The organism is Candidatus Leptovillus gracilis (assembly GCA_016716065.1).
Lineage (GTDB): Bacteria > Chloroflexota > Anaerolineae > Promineifilales > Promineifilaceae > Leptovillus > Leptovillus gracilis.
Map to the genome: position 1 here is coordinate 65,524 of JADJXA010000002.1, position 15,551 is coordinate 81,074.

The window sequence follows — 15,551 nt, forward strand, 5'->3', positions numbered from 1 at the left end:
AATTATGACAAAAATAAAGCAACACCCATCTGAAACTATCTCTCCCCCGGTCACCCTCCGGCAGACTCTGCGCCTGAGCGCCAGAGCCAACGCCTGGCTGACCACCCGCTTCGTCGCCGCTACCCTCCTTTTTGTCATCATCGTCGGTTCGACAGTGCAGTCAGATTTCTGGACGCTGCGCTCACTGGCTCACTTCCAGGGCAACGCCTGGATGTTCGCCGTCGTAAGTTATCTGGCTTTCATCCCCTTCAGCTTCACCCCCTACTGGCTGATGGGCGGCGTCCATGCCGCTGGGCTGATTCTGCAAAACCAGGCCCTCATCTACCTGCCGCAACTGTGCCTGCATTGGCTGCAATCTCTGCGCCACCTGGCCCAGATGTTGGCTGTGGTTCTGGCTCTGCGCAGTTCCATCCAGACGGAATTGCAACTCCGCCAGCCTCAGTTATCCCCCAAGAGCAAAGCGCCCATTTCCCTCTTTGGGCGCGCTGCCTTACTTCTCGCCCCCTAACACCCTCCAACGGTTAACGAAATAATCTGCTCTGGCACAACCGCCCTGTGCGGCTGTGTCTGGCGGCTGGTCGGCCCTGTCTGACCACCGTCTTGCCGTACCTTTGCTTTCGTTTACCCGCCTGTCCGAATGTGCTTCGGTCGGGCGAGGAGGTACCCACTTGATAAACGCACAATCACGGTATGGGAAAACCCAACGCAAAACCGTGACTCTGACAAAAAAGGGACATGGGCAAATTCATGCCTTTGCCCAATCCCACCAGATGACCTTCAGCGCGGCCATCGAAACGCTGGCGCTCATTGGCATGAAGGCCGACCTGACGATTCTGCTCGTGCCACTGCTGCAAGACGTGGTGGACAAAACCTTGCAGCGCAACTTCAACCGGCTGGCCAAACTCAGCCTGCTGGCGGCGGCCGAAGCCGCCATGGCCCACGACCTGAGCACGATGCTGCTCCTCCAGGTCGTGCGCCTGGAAGCTGTCAAGCATCCGCAGGACTTCGAGAACCGGCTGGGCGTCAGCTACGCACCCGACGATACCCTCGACGCCCGTATCCGAGCCATCTACGATGAAATGCGTGGTCTGGCGCGGAAGCGGCAGCAGCGGGTGCTCAAACGGCCGTTACGAGACATCATCACCCGCTTACAAGACACCCCCTCCGACGCAGCCCAGAGCGACATCAGCCTGGCGGCGCTGGACGGCCGTCTGGAGGAGGTGGCCGATGTCTAATGCCCAAAGCGTCGTGCGGCTGCAAACGCACGCCAACCGCACCCCCACCGGCCGCGCCTCGGCGACGGCGGCCCGCAAGCTGGCCCACTACCTGGCCCACGGCCGTGGCCGACCGGCCGAGCAGTCGGTCCGGCCGCAGCGTGGTGTGTGGTATGGCGAAGACGGTCGTCCGCTGACCCACGAGCAGGTCTTGCAGTGGGTGGCCGAACGGGGCAAAACCCATCCCTACACCCACCAGCTCATCCTGTCCGTGAAAGAGGCGCAGCTAGAAGCGGCCGCCTATGGCCGGGCGATGCAGGCGGGTGGGTCAGATGGGAACTTGTTCCCGGAGTGGCGGCTCGTCGTCCACCAGGACAGCCACCATTCGCATGCCCATGTCCTAGCCTTCGGCGATGAGGACATCCGCGTGACCGGCCCCACCTTTCGTCAGTGGTGGCTGACGGTTCGTCAGGAATTGGAACACAGTCAACAGGTATACCTTGCCGCCCAACAACGGGAGCAGGCCATGGAATTGGTGATACCTGTGCCACAACAAGCCGCGGTCCAAGAGTTGACCCGGCAATGGGAGATGGAACTTTGAACACATCAGAAAACAATTACAGTTATTTCAAACGCTGGTGGCATGACGCGCCGCCGGCTACAAAAAAGGGCTGGCGGATAGCTTTGCTTATTTTCCTGCTGTTTTGGTTGATAGGCGCGGTAGTCAGCTATTATCATGTTGCCGCCATCCGGGCTGTGGACACACCGGTTGTCCGGGTAATCTATTCTGGTTTGATGGGGCCGATGGGACTCTGGTGGGGTTTCCTGAAGATCACTGGTTTTATCCAGGAAACCAACCATGACCCCAGCGTCGCCTGGCGTTACCTGATTGTCCTTCGACTTGTTGTTGGAGGAGCCATTGGCTTCATTTTCAATGCGACGCCTAACCCGGAAGTCGTGCAGAAGCGGGAGGCCGCTCTTCAGCGCAAAGCGCAGGGACAATTGGACGACGAAGAGGTCGCGGAGAAGCTGGTCATTGAAAATGGCGTCCCATTGGCCACGGTGAAAGCGACTGGTCGGAAAAAGAAGCCGGTGACGGTGGGGGTAGACCTGGCCCAAGGCCAGGGGCATGTCCTGGTGTCTGGACCAACCCGGAGTGGGAAGGGACTGCACCTGACCGAGACGCTGCTGCACTGGCCGGGAACGGCCGTTATTGTGGACCCCAAAGGCGAACAGTACAAACGAACGGCCGGGTTCCGCAAGCAGCATCTGGGGCCGGTGTACCACATCCCCGGCCACGAGGTTGCCCTGTCTAAACTGTACAACCTGCAAGACTCGGATGACATCAAAGAACTGCACGACCAGCTGCTCCAGCCCGAACAGGATACACAGCGTATCTTTGCTGACAAATCCCTGAGTCTGTTTGAAGCGGTCGGGCATTATGCCAAAGCCCGGCGAATTGACCCGATACGCGTCTTGCTGGATGCGGCGTCCGACGATTTCACCCTGGCGCTGCGGGCGATGGACAGTGTTCCAGCGGCGCGGCGCGAGGTGCGCAAGTTCACTAACAACTTGCCGCCGGAGCTGTTCAACCAGGACCGCTTTGTCGCTTCCGCCTATGGCACCTTCACCACCCGGCTGTACAACTACCAGAAACACATCGACACCATCGCGCCGCGCACCGTCCTCAACAGCATCCCGTTATATTGGGAGCGTGAAAACGCCACCATCTACATCACCTACAACCTGACCGAACTACAGGGAGTTGGCGGTGTGGTGGCTGCCATCCTGGCCGGCCTGATGCGTTATCACATGAACCACACAGATTCCAAACATCGCCTGTTGGTGGCGGTGGACGAGTTGGCGGCTGTGCGGCTGCGCAATCTGGAGACGTATCTGGCCACAGTGGGCGGGTATGGCATCACCATGCTTATGTACGCCCAGGCGCTGGCGCAGTTGGAAGGGATCTACGGCCGTACCGGGACCGAAGCCATCCTCTCCAACACGGCTCATCAGGTCTGGTATCCGCCCAATGACATGGAAACGGCGCGGCGGATTTCGGCTCTGTACGGCACGACGCGGCGCGCCAACCGCAGCTTCAGCAGCGCCCGGCGTTACGCCACCGGCGGTCAGGCGGGACAGGTCAATGGCTACCAGGATTACAGCGTCGGGCAGACGATGCACGAGGAGCCACTGCTCAAACCGACGGAGGTGATGTCGCTGCCCAAAGACCAGGTCATTGTCATCACCGAGAAGGACCGTCAGTACCGCTTTATCGGCCAGCGCCTCAACCCGTTGGACAAGCTCGAGAATCTGCCGGCTGCGCCCAAGCCACTCAAGCTGGAGCACCCAGCGCGGGTTTACACCAAATGGATGGAGCAGCGGTCGGCCCCGCTGCCTGTCGAGCGGGACAACACGACGCCGAGCGACACCCCGGAAAATAGCCAGGGCGGCAATGAGGGAGGCCCCGGTAATGAGATGCCGTATTCGGCCAACAACAGTGCTTCACCCAAGAAACCGCTGAAGTAACCCCGGAGGTATCGCACAATGAACGAGACCACGGATATGGCAGGAGAAACGAAGACCTGTTCGGTCCCACCGACCAACGGCCGTTACCCCAGTCTATCCGTGGTCTTGTTTGCCAGAGGAAAACGATGGAATTTACATCAAATGAACAATCACACAACCCCATTCAACCGCAATGGGATACCGACGAGTGGCGTTTAGTTTGCCATACCCTCAGAACCCCTGTCGAACGTTGGGATCGCCTGGAGTTATTCTTCTGCTGCCCTGTCACCGAAGCCATCAAGATCTTGGCGCTGTACCTGGAGGGCAAAAGCCTGGTCTTGCCACAATATGCCGTTCAGCCACATCGTATCTTTGCCGCCAACCTGTATATTTGCCAGGTTACGCTGTGGCAGGTCGTAATCGGCCCCTTCTATCAGGACATGCCCGAACGTCCCTGGGAATTGTTGAAAAAACTATGGTCGTGGCGACAAATACTTTGGAAACGTCTACAGGCAGAACTGGCTGTGCGCGAAACGGTCTTTGAAATCTTTCATGTATCAGGTCAAGACTGGACCGCTGGTCACCCCCTGGCGACAGAGAAAGCTGAAGAGATGGGACTGATGCAATTTCGCTTCCATGATTTGTCGAATGGCCGCTGTTATCTGCAGGTGCTTTTGGGCGAAAATGAGAGGTTTGACAAAGAGAATCGGAAACAGATTATTGCTTTTCTTGATGATTACATGAGGCGTTTGCGGACTGCCTTCGGGCAGCCGCCGGCGGTGAGCCAGGGCATTTTTCTGGCGTCCGACGACGTCTCGCAGCCGGAAATTTTTCTGGGCGAACCGCCGAAACCGGCTCATGCGGCTGCAATTGCGACGGCAACACGTCCAGAATCCGCGTCATTGGATTTGACGGTGGAACAAGCCGAGATGGATGGCACGGCCATTCTTGGGTCACACACATCAACAGCCACAATGGGATTGTTAGACGATCTGGCAGTTGCCAGGGTAAACCGTTCGATGATGCCGCCGCCGATCCGTCCGCGCCTTTACAAGAAGTCCTTGCTGAAAATCTGTCGCATGGCGGCGCGGCGTCAGGCCGCTATTGTTCAGGGCAAACCCATCCCCGACCCCTCTTTGCTCTGTCAGAAGCATGGACCGAGTAAAAACACGTTGGAAAAAGCAGGCGTCCTGTTGGCGAAATGGCACGAGCCTTCCTTTTCTTGGAACGTTGTCACCTGGCTGCACGAGTATTCCAGCCATTCTGCGGACGAAATCACAGATTATCTCAACTACCTGCGAACGCGCTTGAATCGTGAAGAGTGGGAATTGGTGAGCAACACGACGTAAACGGTCGTTCCGCCACCATATTGTTCTTCAGACAAACTCCCCATCAGGCTATCTGGTGGGGAGTTTTATTTTCCGAAGGGATAAGGGCGTCATATTCGTTCTCCAATTGGCTGTCAAATTGATCAACTTCATCAATTTGATCAACTTCGGCTGTCAGGCGGACATCTGACAGTTATGGTTGCGGCAATCGGGTGACAACACCCATACAAACCATTGCCAAAAGGAGGCAAATAAACATGTTTAGCAAAAGAAAACTGACAGTACAGGTCCGTATGTCCAAAGAAGAGCGCGAGATTATCGAGCAAGTTGCCGCTCAGATGCGGCGTAGTTGTAGCGATGCCTTGCGTGTTCTCGCTTTGGAAAAAGCCGAAGTTTTGGGGTTACCTGGAGGCAGCATCAATATGCCACCGCCACTGGAGATTGTGATAAACCCGGAGGATGTTCACCCAGTGGTCATCGAAGTCTTGCGTCGAGCCAAATCGGCGGACGACCTCTCCTCAAAGGATGAGCTGACCCCGGGTGATAAAGAGTTCTGGGAAAACCTGTAACCGGCCGGTCGGGTCACGGTGAAGTTGGCTGCGTCAGGCTGAACAAAGACGCTTGGCGCAGCCAGCCCTGACCGGTCAACCCAAGGAGATACTTTGAAACGAAAGGCAACACCCCCCAGCGGCGCGCAACCGCTGTCCGACGAAAAACGACGCGAACTGCTCGCTTACGTCTATACGCTGGTCCTCTCACCCGAATGGGAACAAGAGACAGAGCCGCCGCCGATCCGCCGTCGCGGGCAGACCCGGGAGAGTTAAGATGACCGACCTGGCTGCCCACCATCTGACCCTGCTGCGCCAGACTTCCGGCATTAGCGACGAGGTGATCGCCGTCCGTGGCTATCGCACCATCACCGACGAAGCAGAACTGGCCGCAATGGGCTTTGCCCCACGGCAACGCCGGGTTCCCGGTTTACTGCTCCCACTGCATACCACCAACGGCCGTGCCGATTCCGCCCTCTATCGCCCCGACAACCCGCGCCTGGTCGAAAACCACCGCCAACGGCACGCCGACGGCACGCATCCGCAGCACGCCATCGAGTATGAGATGCCACAGGGCCAGACGGTGCAGGTAGATTGCCCGCCGCTCTGCCGGCCGCAGTTGGCGGATTCGTCCATCCCCTTGTTTATCACCGACGGGCAGAAGAAGGCCGACGCCCTGGTCTCGCGCGGCGCGTGCGCCATCGCCCTGACCGGCATCTGGAACTGGAAAAGCCGCAGCGAGTATGGCGGCACAACCTTTACCAATGACCTCGGCGCCATCGCCTGGAAGAATCGGCCGGTCTACCTGGTCTTCGATTCCGACGTGATGACCAGACAAGGGGTACGGCAGGCGCTCGAACGCTTCACCGATCACCTCAAGCGCAAACAGGCCGTTGTGTCCCATATCTACCTGCCGCCGTTGCACGATGGCCAGACAGGGGTAGACGATTGGCTGGTCGCCACCGGCAAAGGCATACCCGACCTGGTGGCTTTGGCTGTCGGCCCACGCCCCGAACCCAAAGCAGCTGCGCCGAAGGTGGAACTGCTCGATGAGGCGCCGGCACGGATGACACGGCCGTTGGCTTTGATTAACGGCCGTGCCTACGTCGCTACCTGGTGCTACGTCCGGGTCACCCAGACGGAAACACAGAAGAAAGACGGGACCATCGTCCGCCATGACCCGCCACGGCAAAGCCATGAAAAGCGCCTCTTCATCATCCGCGACGACGGCGTCATCTTTGGCGAGGGCGGACAAAAACCGCACGACAAGCTGGCGCTGGAATTGGTGCTGCCGGAAATCCCGTTGGCTGAAAAGCTGCTCTCCACGCCGGGATTGAAGGCCTATGCCAAGGGGTATCGGGCGGAGGCAACGGCCGTGTTCCACCAACTGCGGGCCATCATCTCCCGCTTCATAGACTTCGACCATTCCCTGGCCGACCAGGAGACGATGGCCGACTTCATCGCCTGCTACATCCTGGCGACCTGGTTCCTCGACGCCTTCACCGTTAGCAGCTACCTCTGGCCCAACGGCGACCGGGGCAGCGGCAAGACCCAACTACTCATCCTGATTGCTGAGTTGTCCTATCTGGGCTACCTGATCCAGGCCAGCGGCTCCTTCGCCGCCCTGCGCGACCTGGCCGACTACGGCGCGACGCTGGCTTTCGACGACGCCGAAGACCTTGCCGAACCCCGCAGCACCAGCGCCGAAAAGCGGGCGTTGCTCCTGGCGGGCAACCGGCGTGGCAGCACCATCCCGCTCAAAGAGAAAGACGCCAACCAGAATTGGGTGACGCGCCACGTCAATACCTTCTCCTTTCGGCTCTTCTCGGCCATCCATCTGCCGGACAACGTGCTGGCCAGCCGCACCATCATCGTGCCGCTCATCCGCACACCCGACCGTTACCGGGCCAACGCCGACCCGTTGGAAGAAGAGTTGTGGCCGCATCCGAAACGGCCGTTACTCGACGACCTCTGGCGGCTGGCGCTAACCCACCTGTTAGAGATGAAGCAGGTCGAAGCCGTGGTCAACCAGGAAGCGCGCCTGACCGGACGCAATCTGGAACCATGGCGGGCCATCCTGGCCGTCGCCCGCTGGCTGGATGGGCAGGGCTGTATCGGGTTATGGCTGCGGTTGGAGCAGCTTTCCTGGCAGTACCAAAACGAACGACCGCAGTTGGAAACAGACGATTTCACCTCACTGGTGATTCGAGGGTTGGCGCAATTGTGTGCCAACTGTGCCAGGTGTGCCAACTGTGCCAACCATGTAGAGAACACGGGCGGCGCGCATTGGCTGTTTTGCGCCAGTCAGCTGGCGGAACAACTGGTGGAGATGGCAGCCGACGACGCGCAAATCTCTCTGGAGCGGCAAATGAGCCGGAAGATAGGGATAGCCCTGCACAAAATGCGCTTGCAGAAGCCGCCTCGCTCTGGTGGGCAGGGGAATCGCCACTGGTTAATCACCTTGACTGAGCTAAAGCGTTGGACAGCGGCCTATGGTATTTCGTTACCGGAATCGTTAGCGGAGTAAATCGCCACTCTTTCGCCGAAGTTGGCACAGTTGGCACGGTTGGCACAGTTGGCACAACTGAAGCATTCAGTTTGGACCTTAACAACAGAATAATCGAGAATGCCAATTGCACAGGCGGAGTAAAGCGGTAGAATCTGCCCCATGACTGTTGACTGGATTACAACGCGCGAAGCAGTCGAGTTGAGTGGGTATCATCCCTATCATCTTCGACGGCTCATGCGTGCTGGTACTATCCAATCGCGCAAATTCGGTCATGTCTGGCAAATCAGTCGCCAATCCCTATTGGATTACATTCAGGACGCCGAGAGTTCTACCGATAAGCGAAAAGGACCTAAACGGTAGACAAGACGCTCTAAAAAAGCTAGAATATGTTACATATTGTAACATAATGACTTCTGAAAACGGGCTGCATACGTGCTGACGACACACATGCAACCCTAACCCTTCCGCTGGAGTAAGCAGCGAACGGGCTGGCCGAATTTTAGCACGTGTGTCACGTAGGTGACACCGGCAAAACGGGCAACCCTTCGCATATCTGTGATTTGGTTGCCCGTTTTGCGTTTCTGGGTGGTTCACCCATCCCGATTCGGCCATCTACGAGCAGCCTTATCGCTGGCATCAGCCGCGGCGGTAAGGCTTTTTCTTTTCCTGGAGGTGCAGATGAAAGCAAACGTGCAGATTGGCGTCACCGTTCTCTCCCTGCTGGCCCTGTTGACTTATACCCTGGTTCATACCGGCGGCTTGTTGGCCCGCTACGTACACCCGGCGGCTATTGGCTATATCGCTGCCTTTGGCATCGAGGCGGCCGTGGTTAGCCTTTCCCTGCGGATTGGCGAACTGCGGCGCAGCAAACAATCCACCGGGTTTTTCTTGTTTGTGCTTATCTCTGTGGTGGTTGTCTCGGCCGTTGCCAACATTGCCGAAGGGTTTACGGCCGTGCAAGGCGAACAGCTCACCAGCCAGACCATCCGGCAACTGGATGCTATCCAGGCGTTCATCGGCCTGGCGGCGACGGGACTCATTTCCCTCATCGTCCTGGCCCTGGCAGAAATCCTGGGGACGGATGTGGAAACGGCCGTCAAACAAGCCGAACGTGACCGTAAACGTCAACCGTCAACCGGGACGGCACAGGCGAAAACGGCCGTACCGTCAGGCAGCCCTCAGCCAGACAATGCTGAAACGCCTGTCAGTATTGAACGGGCGCGAGCGGCCAAAGCGGAAAAAGACGCCGTTAGCAAAACGGAGGCCATGAACACCCTGCTGCTCTTTGTGAATGAGAATCCAGACGCCAGTCTGTCCCACATTGGACAGCAAATTGACCGGTCTAAAACGACCGTGTCCAACTATGTGCGCGAATTGGAACAGGACGGTCGTTTGCAACGAAACGGTAACGGGTGGCAAGTCTTGTCATGAAATCGCTCGGGTCAGTTCTCCTTTTACTCCTCCTGTGCCTTGCCGCCTTCGGCCTGATAGTCAGCAGCGTGGGCAAACACGCTGTTGATGCCTGGGCCGAACAGGCGGCGCAGCCACCCAGCGTTACCGACACCATCATGCAGAGCCGGCAAACTCCGCCTGTTGAGCCGAAGTACCGTCGCCACGGCGCCTGGTTTGGCGCGGGTTTGTTGGCCTTGGTGGTGTTGGTGATTGGCTCACTGCTCTTCATCATGCACGGCGGCACGGAATTCCTGCGGCAGTGGCGATTGGCCCGGAAACGGCCGTCGCCCCGCCCGCGCCAACCCATCCCACAGTCGCCCTACACAACCGATTGGGCCGAACTCCCCCACGTACCAACGCTGCGCTATCTGCCGGAGGTGGACGATGAACAAAGTCTGGATTCCTGGGATTAGTCTGCTCTTGCTGCTGTTGGTCGCGTGCGTCGCGCCATCGGGCGGTGGGTATCTCCTCACACCGGATGCCGCCGCCACCCTGTCAGCCGCCGACGCGGTCCACCGGCAGGCGGCCAATGCCGCCACCGCGCAGGCCGCGGAGTTAACCCGGCAGTCGGCGCAGGCCACCCAACAGGCGTTAATGGTCACGCAAACGGCCGTTGCCATCGCCACCGCTACCGCCCAAACCATCGCCCAAGCGCAAACGGCCACCACCGAATCCATCACCGTGCGGGCCAGCGAACAGGCGTTGTCCGCCGAAGCGACTTTTTCAGCGATTGCGGCCCAGGCGACAGGAACGGCCGTGGCCCAGGCGGCCATCGCCGAACAACATCTGGTCGAAGACGAAGCCCGTAGACTGGCCTTGCAGCGACAATCGGAAGCCGCCGCCCTCGAATACCGGCAAACCATGAACCGCCTCAAACCCTACTTCTGGGGTGGGTTAGTGCTGGCGCTGGTCATCCTGGCAGGCGGCGTGGGCTATCACCTCTACCAACGCTCTCGCCCCATCACCGTCACCGACGTGAGCGGCCCGCGGGTGCTGATTCCGGCCAATAGCTGGCAGGTGTTACCCGCCCGCCCATCCCAACGCGCTTTGCCAGCGCCGGCAGAGGAGGGGGAAACGGCCGTGACCCCCATTCCACTACCCCCATTAATCCACGGCCACATCCTCATCGCCGGCGAAACCGGCAGCGGCAAAAGCACGGCCATGCTCGCCGTCCTGCGCCGACGGCCGCAGGTCGTCGTCCTCGACCCCCACGACACGCCCGGCAGTTGGGGCAACGCCCAGGTCATTGGCGGTGGGCGGGACTTTGAGAGCATCGGCCGTTACATGCAGCAGATGCGCCTCATGCTCAGCCAGCGTTACAGCCAACGGGCGCAGGGAATGGCGCAGTTTGAACCGCTAACCGTCGCCACCGATGAAATGCCGGCCATCGTCGCTGCTCTGGGCCGCCAGGTAGATGAGGTGTGGCGTGAGTGGCTGCGCGAAGGGCGCAAGGTCGGCCTCTTCTTCGTCGTCTCCACCCAAAGTACGCGCGTCAAAACGCTGGGAATCCGCGGTGAAGGCGACTTGCTGGAGAACTTCAACTACGTCCTGCTCCTGGGCAAATTGGCCGTGACCCAATACCCCGACCTGGCGCGTCCCATGGATTGGCCCGCCATCCTGCGCACCAACCGGGGCATCCGCCCCGTCCACATCGAACGAACGCCAGCACAACCTACCGGCCCCCAGGCGGGCAACTCCCCCATCTTCATCGCCCCTGTTCCCCAGCCAACCGACTTCGCCGACCCTAACAATCTCACCGAAACCATTCGGGAACGCATTCGCCAACTGGCGCGGGAACTGCCCAGTCAGGCGGCCGTGGAACGAGCCGTCTTCGGTTACAACGGTGGCGCGGCTTATCGCGCCGTGAAAGAAGTCCTTGATACGAGCGGTAATAACAACAGCTCTACGACGACACGCACCAACTCGCATTCTCCTCTACGGTAGTAGCGGTAGTAGTAGCGCTACACACCTGTAGAGGCTCTACCAGATTCAGGAACTGTTATGAACACAGCCCGTGCTCCCCCCTAAATCGAAAACCTACAAGGAGGCCATAACCTATGGCGAAATACACCTTTTTTCAAGGTCAAGTATTCGTGGATGAGAGCGCTTACGCGCCGATCCTCAAGAAACCCAAACAAGCGACAGAAATCTCAGTCTTATTGATGGTGCGGGAAACCGCCCCCAATCCCAAAAAGGAGAACAGAAGCAATGAACGACAAGAATCCGAATCAGAATAAACGTATCCGATTTGCCGTCTACACCCGGTATTCTTCAGAACTTCAGAATGACTTGAGCCTGGAGGCGCAGGAAGACCGCTGCCGCCGGACGATTGCCGAACGGGGTGGCGTGGTCGTTAACGTGTACAGCGATGGCGCGAAAACTGGCTGGAGCCTTGAACGGGAAGGGTTCATGAACTTGCGTCGTGCGGCCGAACGCGGCCGTTTCGACGCGGTGATGTTCTGGAAATTCGATCGGCTGGCACGAGATCATGACCATGCCGTGATGATAAAAATGTTGTTACGGCACGAATATGGCCTGAAGCTCTATTGCGTCGAAGGTTTTTCCGAAGATGAAAGCGACTCCCCCTATACTGCCATGATGGAGCAGATGCTCGCCGTCTTTTCAGCGTTCTATTCCAAGAACCTGAGCAGTGAGACCAAAAGAGGTAAGTATCAACGGGTGTCAAAAGGCGAATTCAACGGCAGCATTCCCCCGTTAGGCTATGACCTGGTCACTCTGGACAACAGAGATGAAGAACGCCAGCCGGGATTGCATATTAATCTGCGGCAAGCCGCTATCGTTCGTCGTGCCTTTCGCATGTATGCAACAGGGGAGCATAGCGATCTGACCATCGCTCAATGGATGAACCGGCGGCGCGTCATTCAGCAACTGCGGCAGGATAAAAAACCCATCGGTAAAGACACCGTGCGCGACATACTGCAAAACCAGATCTATACCGGTCGCGTTCCCTATGCGGAAACCCTCTACGCCGGAACGTTGGGGCAGGGCAAGAAGTCGAATCGTCATCGCAAGCAGTGGTTTGAGGGCAAACATCAGGGCTTCATTTCCGATGAACTCTTTGAAAGATGCCAGGAAGTACGTCAACACCTTACCCGGTTGCGCAACGCCCCGACGACAATACGAACTTACGTGTTGCGCGACAGGGTTTACTGTGCCCGTTGTGTGGCAACCCGTCCTAAAGGGTTAGTAGATGCCAACTACGGCAAAATGCGACCCGCCTGGGATCATCGTCGTGACAGAGGTCATTATCGCTGTATGGCGCGAGACAGAGGCTACCATCGTTGCGAACAAGGCTATGCAGCTATAGACAAGGTAGACGAGCAGGTGGTACGCGCTTTGGTGCAGGTGAAAATACCGGAAGGGTTCCAGGAACGGGTTGAGGAAGCGATCCGCAGCCGGGTTGAACATGCGGAAGCATTACGACGGATGGCGGAAATCGAGGAGGTTGTCAAACGAATAGACTTCAGTTGGGAGCAGGGGTTCCTAACGCCGGAGAATTACATCGGCAAGCGAAGCCAGTTACAGAAAGAGATTGACTCGCTGCGGCCCGTAGATTATGACGATCTGGTCGAGGCGGCTGATTTGCTGGAGAACTTTCAATCTTACTGGGATGCTTGTGAAAACGTGCCGAAACCGGAAGAAGCGCGTCAGCAATTGTTGGCGAAGATTGTGGATCGAATCTTTGTCTACGATGATCGGGTCATCGCTATCGCCTTACATGGGGACTTTAGCATTGTCATTGACAATGAGACGGCGGCATCGGATGAAGTGATTGAGGGCTTGAGGACAGAAATGAAAAAGGGTGCAAGTGAATCTGATTCAACTTGCACCCGGAACGGGAGCGACGGGGATCGAACCCGCGATCTTCGGCTTGACAGGCCGACGTGTTAACCACTACACCACGCCCCCTAGAGCGACTGGGATATTATCAAAAACCAGGGGGGCTGTCAATATCAATTGCCCGGAAAATCTCAAGCCCGGGTCATCTCTTTGCCGCCGTTTTCTGGCTTAACAACCCATCCACGGCCGTTACCGCCTCTTCCACCGCTACCCCCACATCCCAACTAAACGGCCGTCCCGCTTCCCCCGCCGCCTGCCAATCATGCCACAACGCCACCACCTGCCCTTTTGCCCCATAAGGCCCCGAAACAGCCGGGTTGCTCGGTCCAAAGATCGCCAGCGTGGGGCAGCCTACGGCCGTCGCCACATGCGTCGGCCCGGTATCATTGCCAATATACAAATCGGCCACTTCACACAAGCCGCCCAGCTCCCCCAGGCTGACGCGGCCAGCCCAATTAGCAATCGGCACGGCCGTCATCCCCATGATACTTTGGGCAATCTCCCGGTCTTGGACTGTGCCCACCAGTAAAATCCGCGCCCCATGTTGGCGGCCAATGTGGTTCGCCAGCCGGGCGAAGCGTTCGGCCGGCCACACTTTGTCCGGGTCGCTCTGCTGTGGGTTGCTTGCCCCACCGGGATGGATGACCACCAGCGGGCAGTCGCCCAGCCAGTCCAATTCTTCCACCAGGCGATGGGTAACGGTCGTGCGGTCCTTGTCCGGCGGATAAAATTCCATCCCTACCGAACTGGCCGCGCCCACGTCCACGCCCATGTGGGCGGCCAACGACAGGTAGATTTCGGCGGCGTGTTTGGTCTGAGCAGTTGGTTTTACAGCGATGGTGTGGGTAAAGCCACGGCCGTTTACGTTCAGGCCAATGCGCTGCGGAATGCTGGCCTCCCAGGCCACCAGCGCCAACGTGCTGGAGCGGCTGGGGATGATGCACGTATCGTAGGCTTCTTCTTGCAGACGATGGGCTAACTGGCGGATGGCCGTCCACCCGGCCGCTTTCAGGTTATCCGCCCCGGCGTCAATCAGCTCCGTCAGGCGCGGATTGCCGATGATCGCCGGCCGTGCCCAGGCGCCGACTACCCAATCGAAGCGGGTTTGTGGATAGGCGTTGCTCAATGCTGCCAGCAGCGGCGTTGTTAACATCACCTGGCTGATGCAGCACGGTTGCAGAATGACTACTTTTTGCGGCGGCGTAAACGGCCGTCGGCCGAACAGCCCAAATGGAATGTGCGCCGCGCGCGCCGCAGCAACGGTAAGCCAATTATCACGAGGCATAGGTTAAAGATAACAGAAGTTCACCACGAAGGCACGAGAGTGTAGTTCAATCTCTCCACACTCCACACTCCACACTCCACACTCCACACTCTACACTCTACACCTACTGCCCCACCATGATCAGCTCTTTAATTTGCTCGAACTTGCCTTCGCCGATGCCCGGCACGTTCATGATTTCTTCGATGCTGTTGAACAGGCCGCTGTTGGTGCGGTATTCGATGATGCTTGCGGCGGTGCTGGGGCCAATGCCCGGCAATGTTTCCAGTTCGGCGGCGCTGGCCTGGTTGATGTTGACCAGACCGCCCGCGCCTGTATCGGAAATGGTCACGGCCGTTCCCCGCTGTCCACCCGGCGCACTGATGACGGCCGTTGGCATGGCCGCCACTTCGTTCACCGTCGGCACATACACCTGCGCCCCATGAAACAACGGCTGCGCCAGATTGACAACGGCCGTGTTCGCGTCCGGCGCAAACCCCCCGGCGGCGGCAATCGCCTGCTCGATGGCGCTGTCGGGTGGCAAAGTATATACGGCCGTATGCGCCACCGCCCCATTCACATACACCTGAATCGGCCCTGGCGTGGCTGTTGGCGCTGGCGTATTTGTCGGCGCGGGCGGCACAATCACAATTGGCGCCGGCTGCGTGCGCCGCAGCAGCGCCATCCCCCCAAACGCCATAATCATCCCCAACACAAATCCCAATACAAAAACCCCCACATTACTCTGGCTAACCTTCACGACCAAATACCCTCCTTTGAAAATGGGAGCGCGGACGTCCCGTCCGCCCTGGCAGGCGAGACGCCTGCGCTCCCAGGGTTTTCGTTCATGGTGGTGGGTGCAGCCCACCC

The 15,551-nt window shown here is 58.5% G+C and carries 16 protein-coding genes, 1 tRNA gene and 1 pseudogene; 14 read left to right on the forward strand and 4 right to left on the reverse strand.

Annotated elements, in window-relative coordinates:
- The first annotated feature begins 4 nt into the window (after positions 1-4).
- The 14 genes and pseudogenes from IPM39_04605 to IPM39_04670 all read left to right on the forward strand — a co-directional run bounded on the left by IPM39_04605 (position 5) and on the right by IPM39_04670 (position 12,253).
- Positions 5-508, forward strand: coding sequence for a hypothetical protein (locus tag IPM39_04605; protein ID MBK8985352.1), 504 nt, complete (start codon positions 5-7; stop codon positions 506-508).
- 160 nt (positions 509-668) lie between these two features.
- On the forward strand, positions 669-1,235 hold the full coding sequence (locus IPM39_04610) for a hypothetical protein (protein ID MBK8985353.1): 567 nt from the start codon (positions 669-671) through the stop codon (positions 1,233-1,235).
- On the forward strand, positions 1,228-1,815 hold the full coding sequence (locus IPM39_04615; GenBank protein MBK8985354.1) for a hypothetical protein: 588 nt from the start codon (positions 1,228-1,230) through the stop codon (positions 1,813-1,815). The genes IPM39_04610 and IPM39_04615 overlap by 8 nt, the downstream gene beginning before the upstream one ends.
- The gene (locus IPM39_04620) at positions 1,812-3,743 is read left to right on the forward strand and encodes a type IV secretory system conjugative DNA transfer family protein (protein MBK8985355.1); all 1,932 of its coding nucleotides are present in this window, start codon (positions 1,812-1,814) and stop codon (positions 3,741-3,743) included. The genes IPM39_04615 and IPM39_04620 overlap by 4 nt, the downstream gene beginning before the upstream one ends.
- A gap of 125 nt (positions 3,744-3,868) precedes the next feature.
- On the forward strand, positions 3,869-5,071 hold the full coding sequence (locus IPM39_04625) for a hypothetical protein (protein MBK8985356.1): 1,203 nt from the start codon (positions 3,869-3,871) through the stop codon (positions 5,069-5,071).
- Positions 5,072-5,307: 236 nt separating this feature from the next.
- Positions 5,308-5,619, forward strand: coding sequence for a hypothetical protein (locus IPM39_04630; GenBank protein MBK8985357.1), 312 nt, complete (start codon positions 5,308-5,310; stop codon positions 5,617-5,619).
- A 93-nt stretch (positions 5,620-5,712) separates the two neighbouring features.
- Positions 5,713-5,874, forward strand: a complete 162-nt coding sequence (locus tag IPM39_04635) for a hypothetical protein (protein ID MBK8985358.1) — start codon at positions 5,713-5,715, stop codon at positions 5,872-5,874.
- 1 nt (position 5,875) lies between these two features.
- Positions 5,876-8,125 carry a DUF3854 domain-containing protein gene (locus IPM39_04640; protein ID MBK8985359.1) on the forward strand — a complete coding sequence of 750 codons (2,250 nt, stop codon included), beginning with the start codon at positions 5,876-5,878 and terminating at the stop codon, positions 8,123-8,125.
- A 141-nt stretch (positions 8,126-8,266) separates the two neighbouring features.
- Positions 8,267-8,467 (forward strand): helix-turn-helix domain-containing protein, encoded by a 201-nt coding sequence (locus tag IPM39_04645; GenBank protein MBK8985360.1) that lies wholly within the window; start codon positions 8,267-8,269, stop codon positions 8,465-8,467.
- A gap of 318 nt (positions 8,468-8,785) precedes the next feature.
- The gene (locus IPM39_04650) at positions 8,786-9,538 is read left to right on the forward strand and encodes a hypothetical protein (protein MBK8985361.1); all 753 of its coding nucleotides are present in this window, start codon (positions 8,786-8,788) and stop codon (positions 9,536-9,538) included.
- On the forward strand, positions 9,535-9,972 hold the full coding sequence (locus tag IPM39_04655; GenBank protein MBK8985362.1) for a hypothetical protein: 438 nt from the start codon (positions 9,535-9,537) through the stop codon (positions 9,970-9,972). Before IPM39_04650 ends, IPM39_04655 begins: the two co-directional genes overlap by 4 nt.
- Positions 9,944-11,503, forward strand: coding sequence for an ATP-binding protein (locus IPM39_04660; protein MBK8985363.1), 1,560 nt, complete (start codon positions 9,944-9,946; stop codon positions 11,501-11,503). Before IPM39_04655 ends, IPM39_04660 begins: the two co-directional genes overlap by 29 nt.
- A gap of 113 nt (positions 11,504-11,616) precedes the next feature.
- A complete protein-coding gene (locus IPM39_04665; protein MBK8985364.1) occupies positions 11,617-11,796 on the forward strand; it encodes a hypothetical protein in 180 nt (59 codons plus the stop codon).
- Positions 11,768-12,253 (forward strand): annotated as a pseudogene (locus tag IPM39_04670) (recombinase family protein). Before IPM39_04665 ends, IPM39_04670 begins: the two are co-directional and overlap by 29 nt.
- 21 nt (positions 12,254-12,274) lie before the next feature.
- Here the strand turns inward: IPM39_04670 and IPM39_04675 are convergent.
- The 4 genes from IPM39_04675 to IPM39_04690 all read right to left on the reverse strand — a co-directional run bounded on the left by IPM39_04675 (position 12,275) and on the right by IPM39_04690 (position 15,447).
- Positions 12,275-12,664, reverse strand: a complete 390-nt coding sequence (locus IPM39_04675; GenBank protein MBK8985365.1) for a hypothetical protein — start codon at positions 12,662-12,664, stop codon at positions 12,275-12,277.
- Between the two features lie 752 nt (positions 12,665-13,416).
- Positions 13,417-13,489, reverse strand: a tRNA-Asp gene (locus IPM39_04680).
- Positions 13,490-13,562: 73 nt separating this feature from the next.
- Positions 13,563-14,705 carry a glycosyltransferase family 9 protein gene (locus IPM39_04685; GenBank protein MBK8985366.1) on the reverse strand — a complete coding sequence of 381 codons (1,143 nt, stop codon included), beginning with the start codon at positions 14,703-14,705 and terminating at the stop codon, positions 13,563-13,565.
- 103 nt (positions 14,706-14,808) lie between these two features.
- On the reverse strand, positions 14,809-15,447 hold the full coding sequence (locus IPM39_04690) for a helix-hairpin-helix domain-containing protein (protein ID MBK8985367.1): 639 nt from the start codon (positions 15,445-15,447) through the stop codon (positions 14,809-14,811).
- Positions 15,448-15,551 lie beyond the last annotated feature (104 nt).

Excerpts from the sequence above, each read along its gene's own strand:
- IPM39_04605 (MBK8985352.1), top strand. The coding sequence starts at position 5 with ATGACAAAAATAAAGCAACACCCATCTGAAACTATCTCTCCCCCGGTC.
- IPM39_04660 (MBK8985363.1), top strand. The coding sequence starts at position 9,944 with ATGAACAAAGTCTGGATTCCTGGGATTAGTCTGCTCTTGCTGCTGTTG.
- IPM39_04650 (MBK8985361.1), top strand. The coding sequence starts at position 8,786 with ATGAAAGCAAACGTGCAGATTGGCGTCACCGTTCTCTCCCTGCTGGCC.
- IPM39_04615 (MBK8985354.1), top strand. The coding sequence starts at position 1,228 with ATGTCTAATGCCCAAAGCGTCGTGCGGCTGCAAACGCACGCCAACCGC.
- IPM39_04640 (MBK8985359.1), top strand. The coding sequence starts at position 5,876 with ATGACCGACCTGGCTGCCCACCATCTGACCCTGCTGCGCCAGACTTCC.
- IPM39_04625 (MBK8985356.1), top strand. The coding sequence starts at position 3,869 with ATGGAATTTACATCAAATGAACAATCACACAACCCCATTCAACCGCAA.
- IPM39_04630 (MBK8985357.1), top strand. The coding sequence starts at position 5,308 with ATGTTTAGCAAAAGAAAACTGACAGTACAGGTCCGTATGTCCAAAGAA.
- IPM39_04685 (MBK8985366.1), bottom strand. The coding sequence starts at position 14,705 with ATGCCTCGTGATAATTGGCTTACCGTTGCTGCGGCGCGCGCGGCGCAC.
- IPM39_04665 (MBK8985364.1), top strand. The coding sequence starts at position 11,617 with ATGGCGAAATACACCTTTTTTCAAGGTCAAGTATTCGTGGATGAGAGC.
- IPM39_04645 (MBK8985360.1), top strand. The coding sequence starts at position 8,267 with ATGACTGTTGACTGGATTACAACGCGCGAAGCAGTCGAGTTGAGTGGG.
- IPM39_04655 (MBK8985362.1), top strand. The coding sequence starts at position 9,535 with ATGAAATCGCTCGGGTCAGTTCTCCTTTTACTCCTCCTGTGCCTTGCC.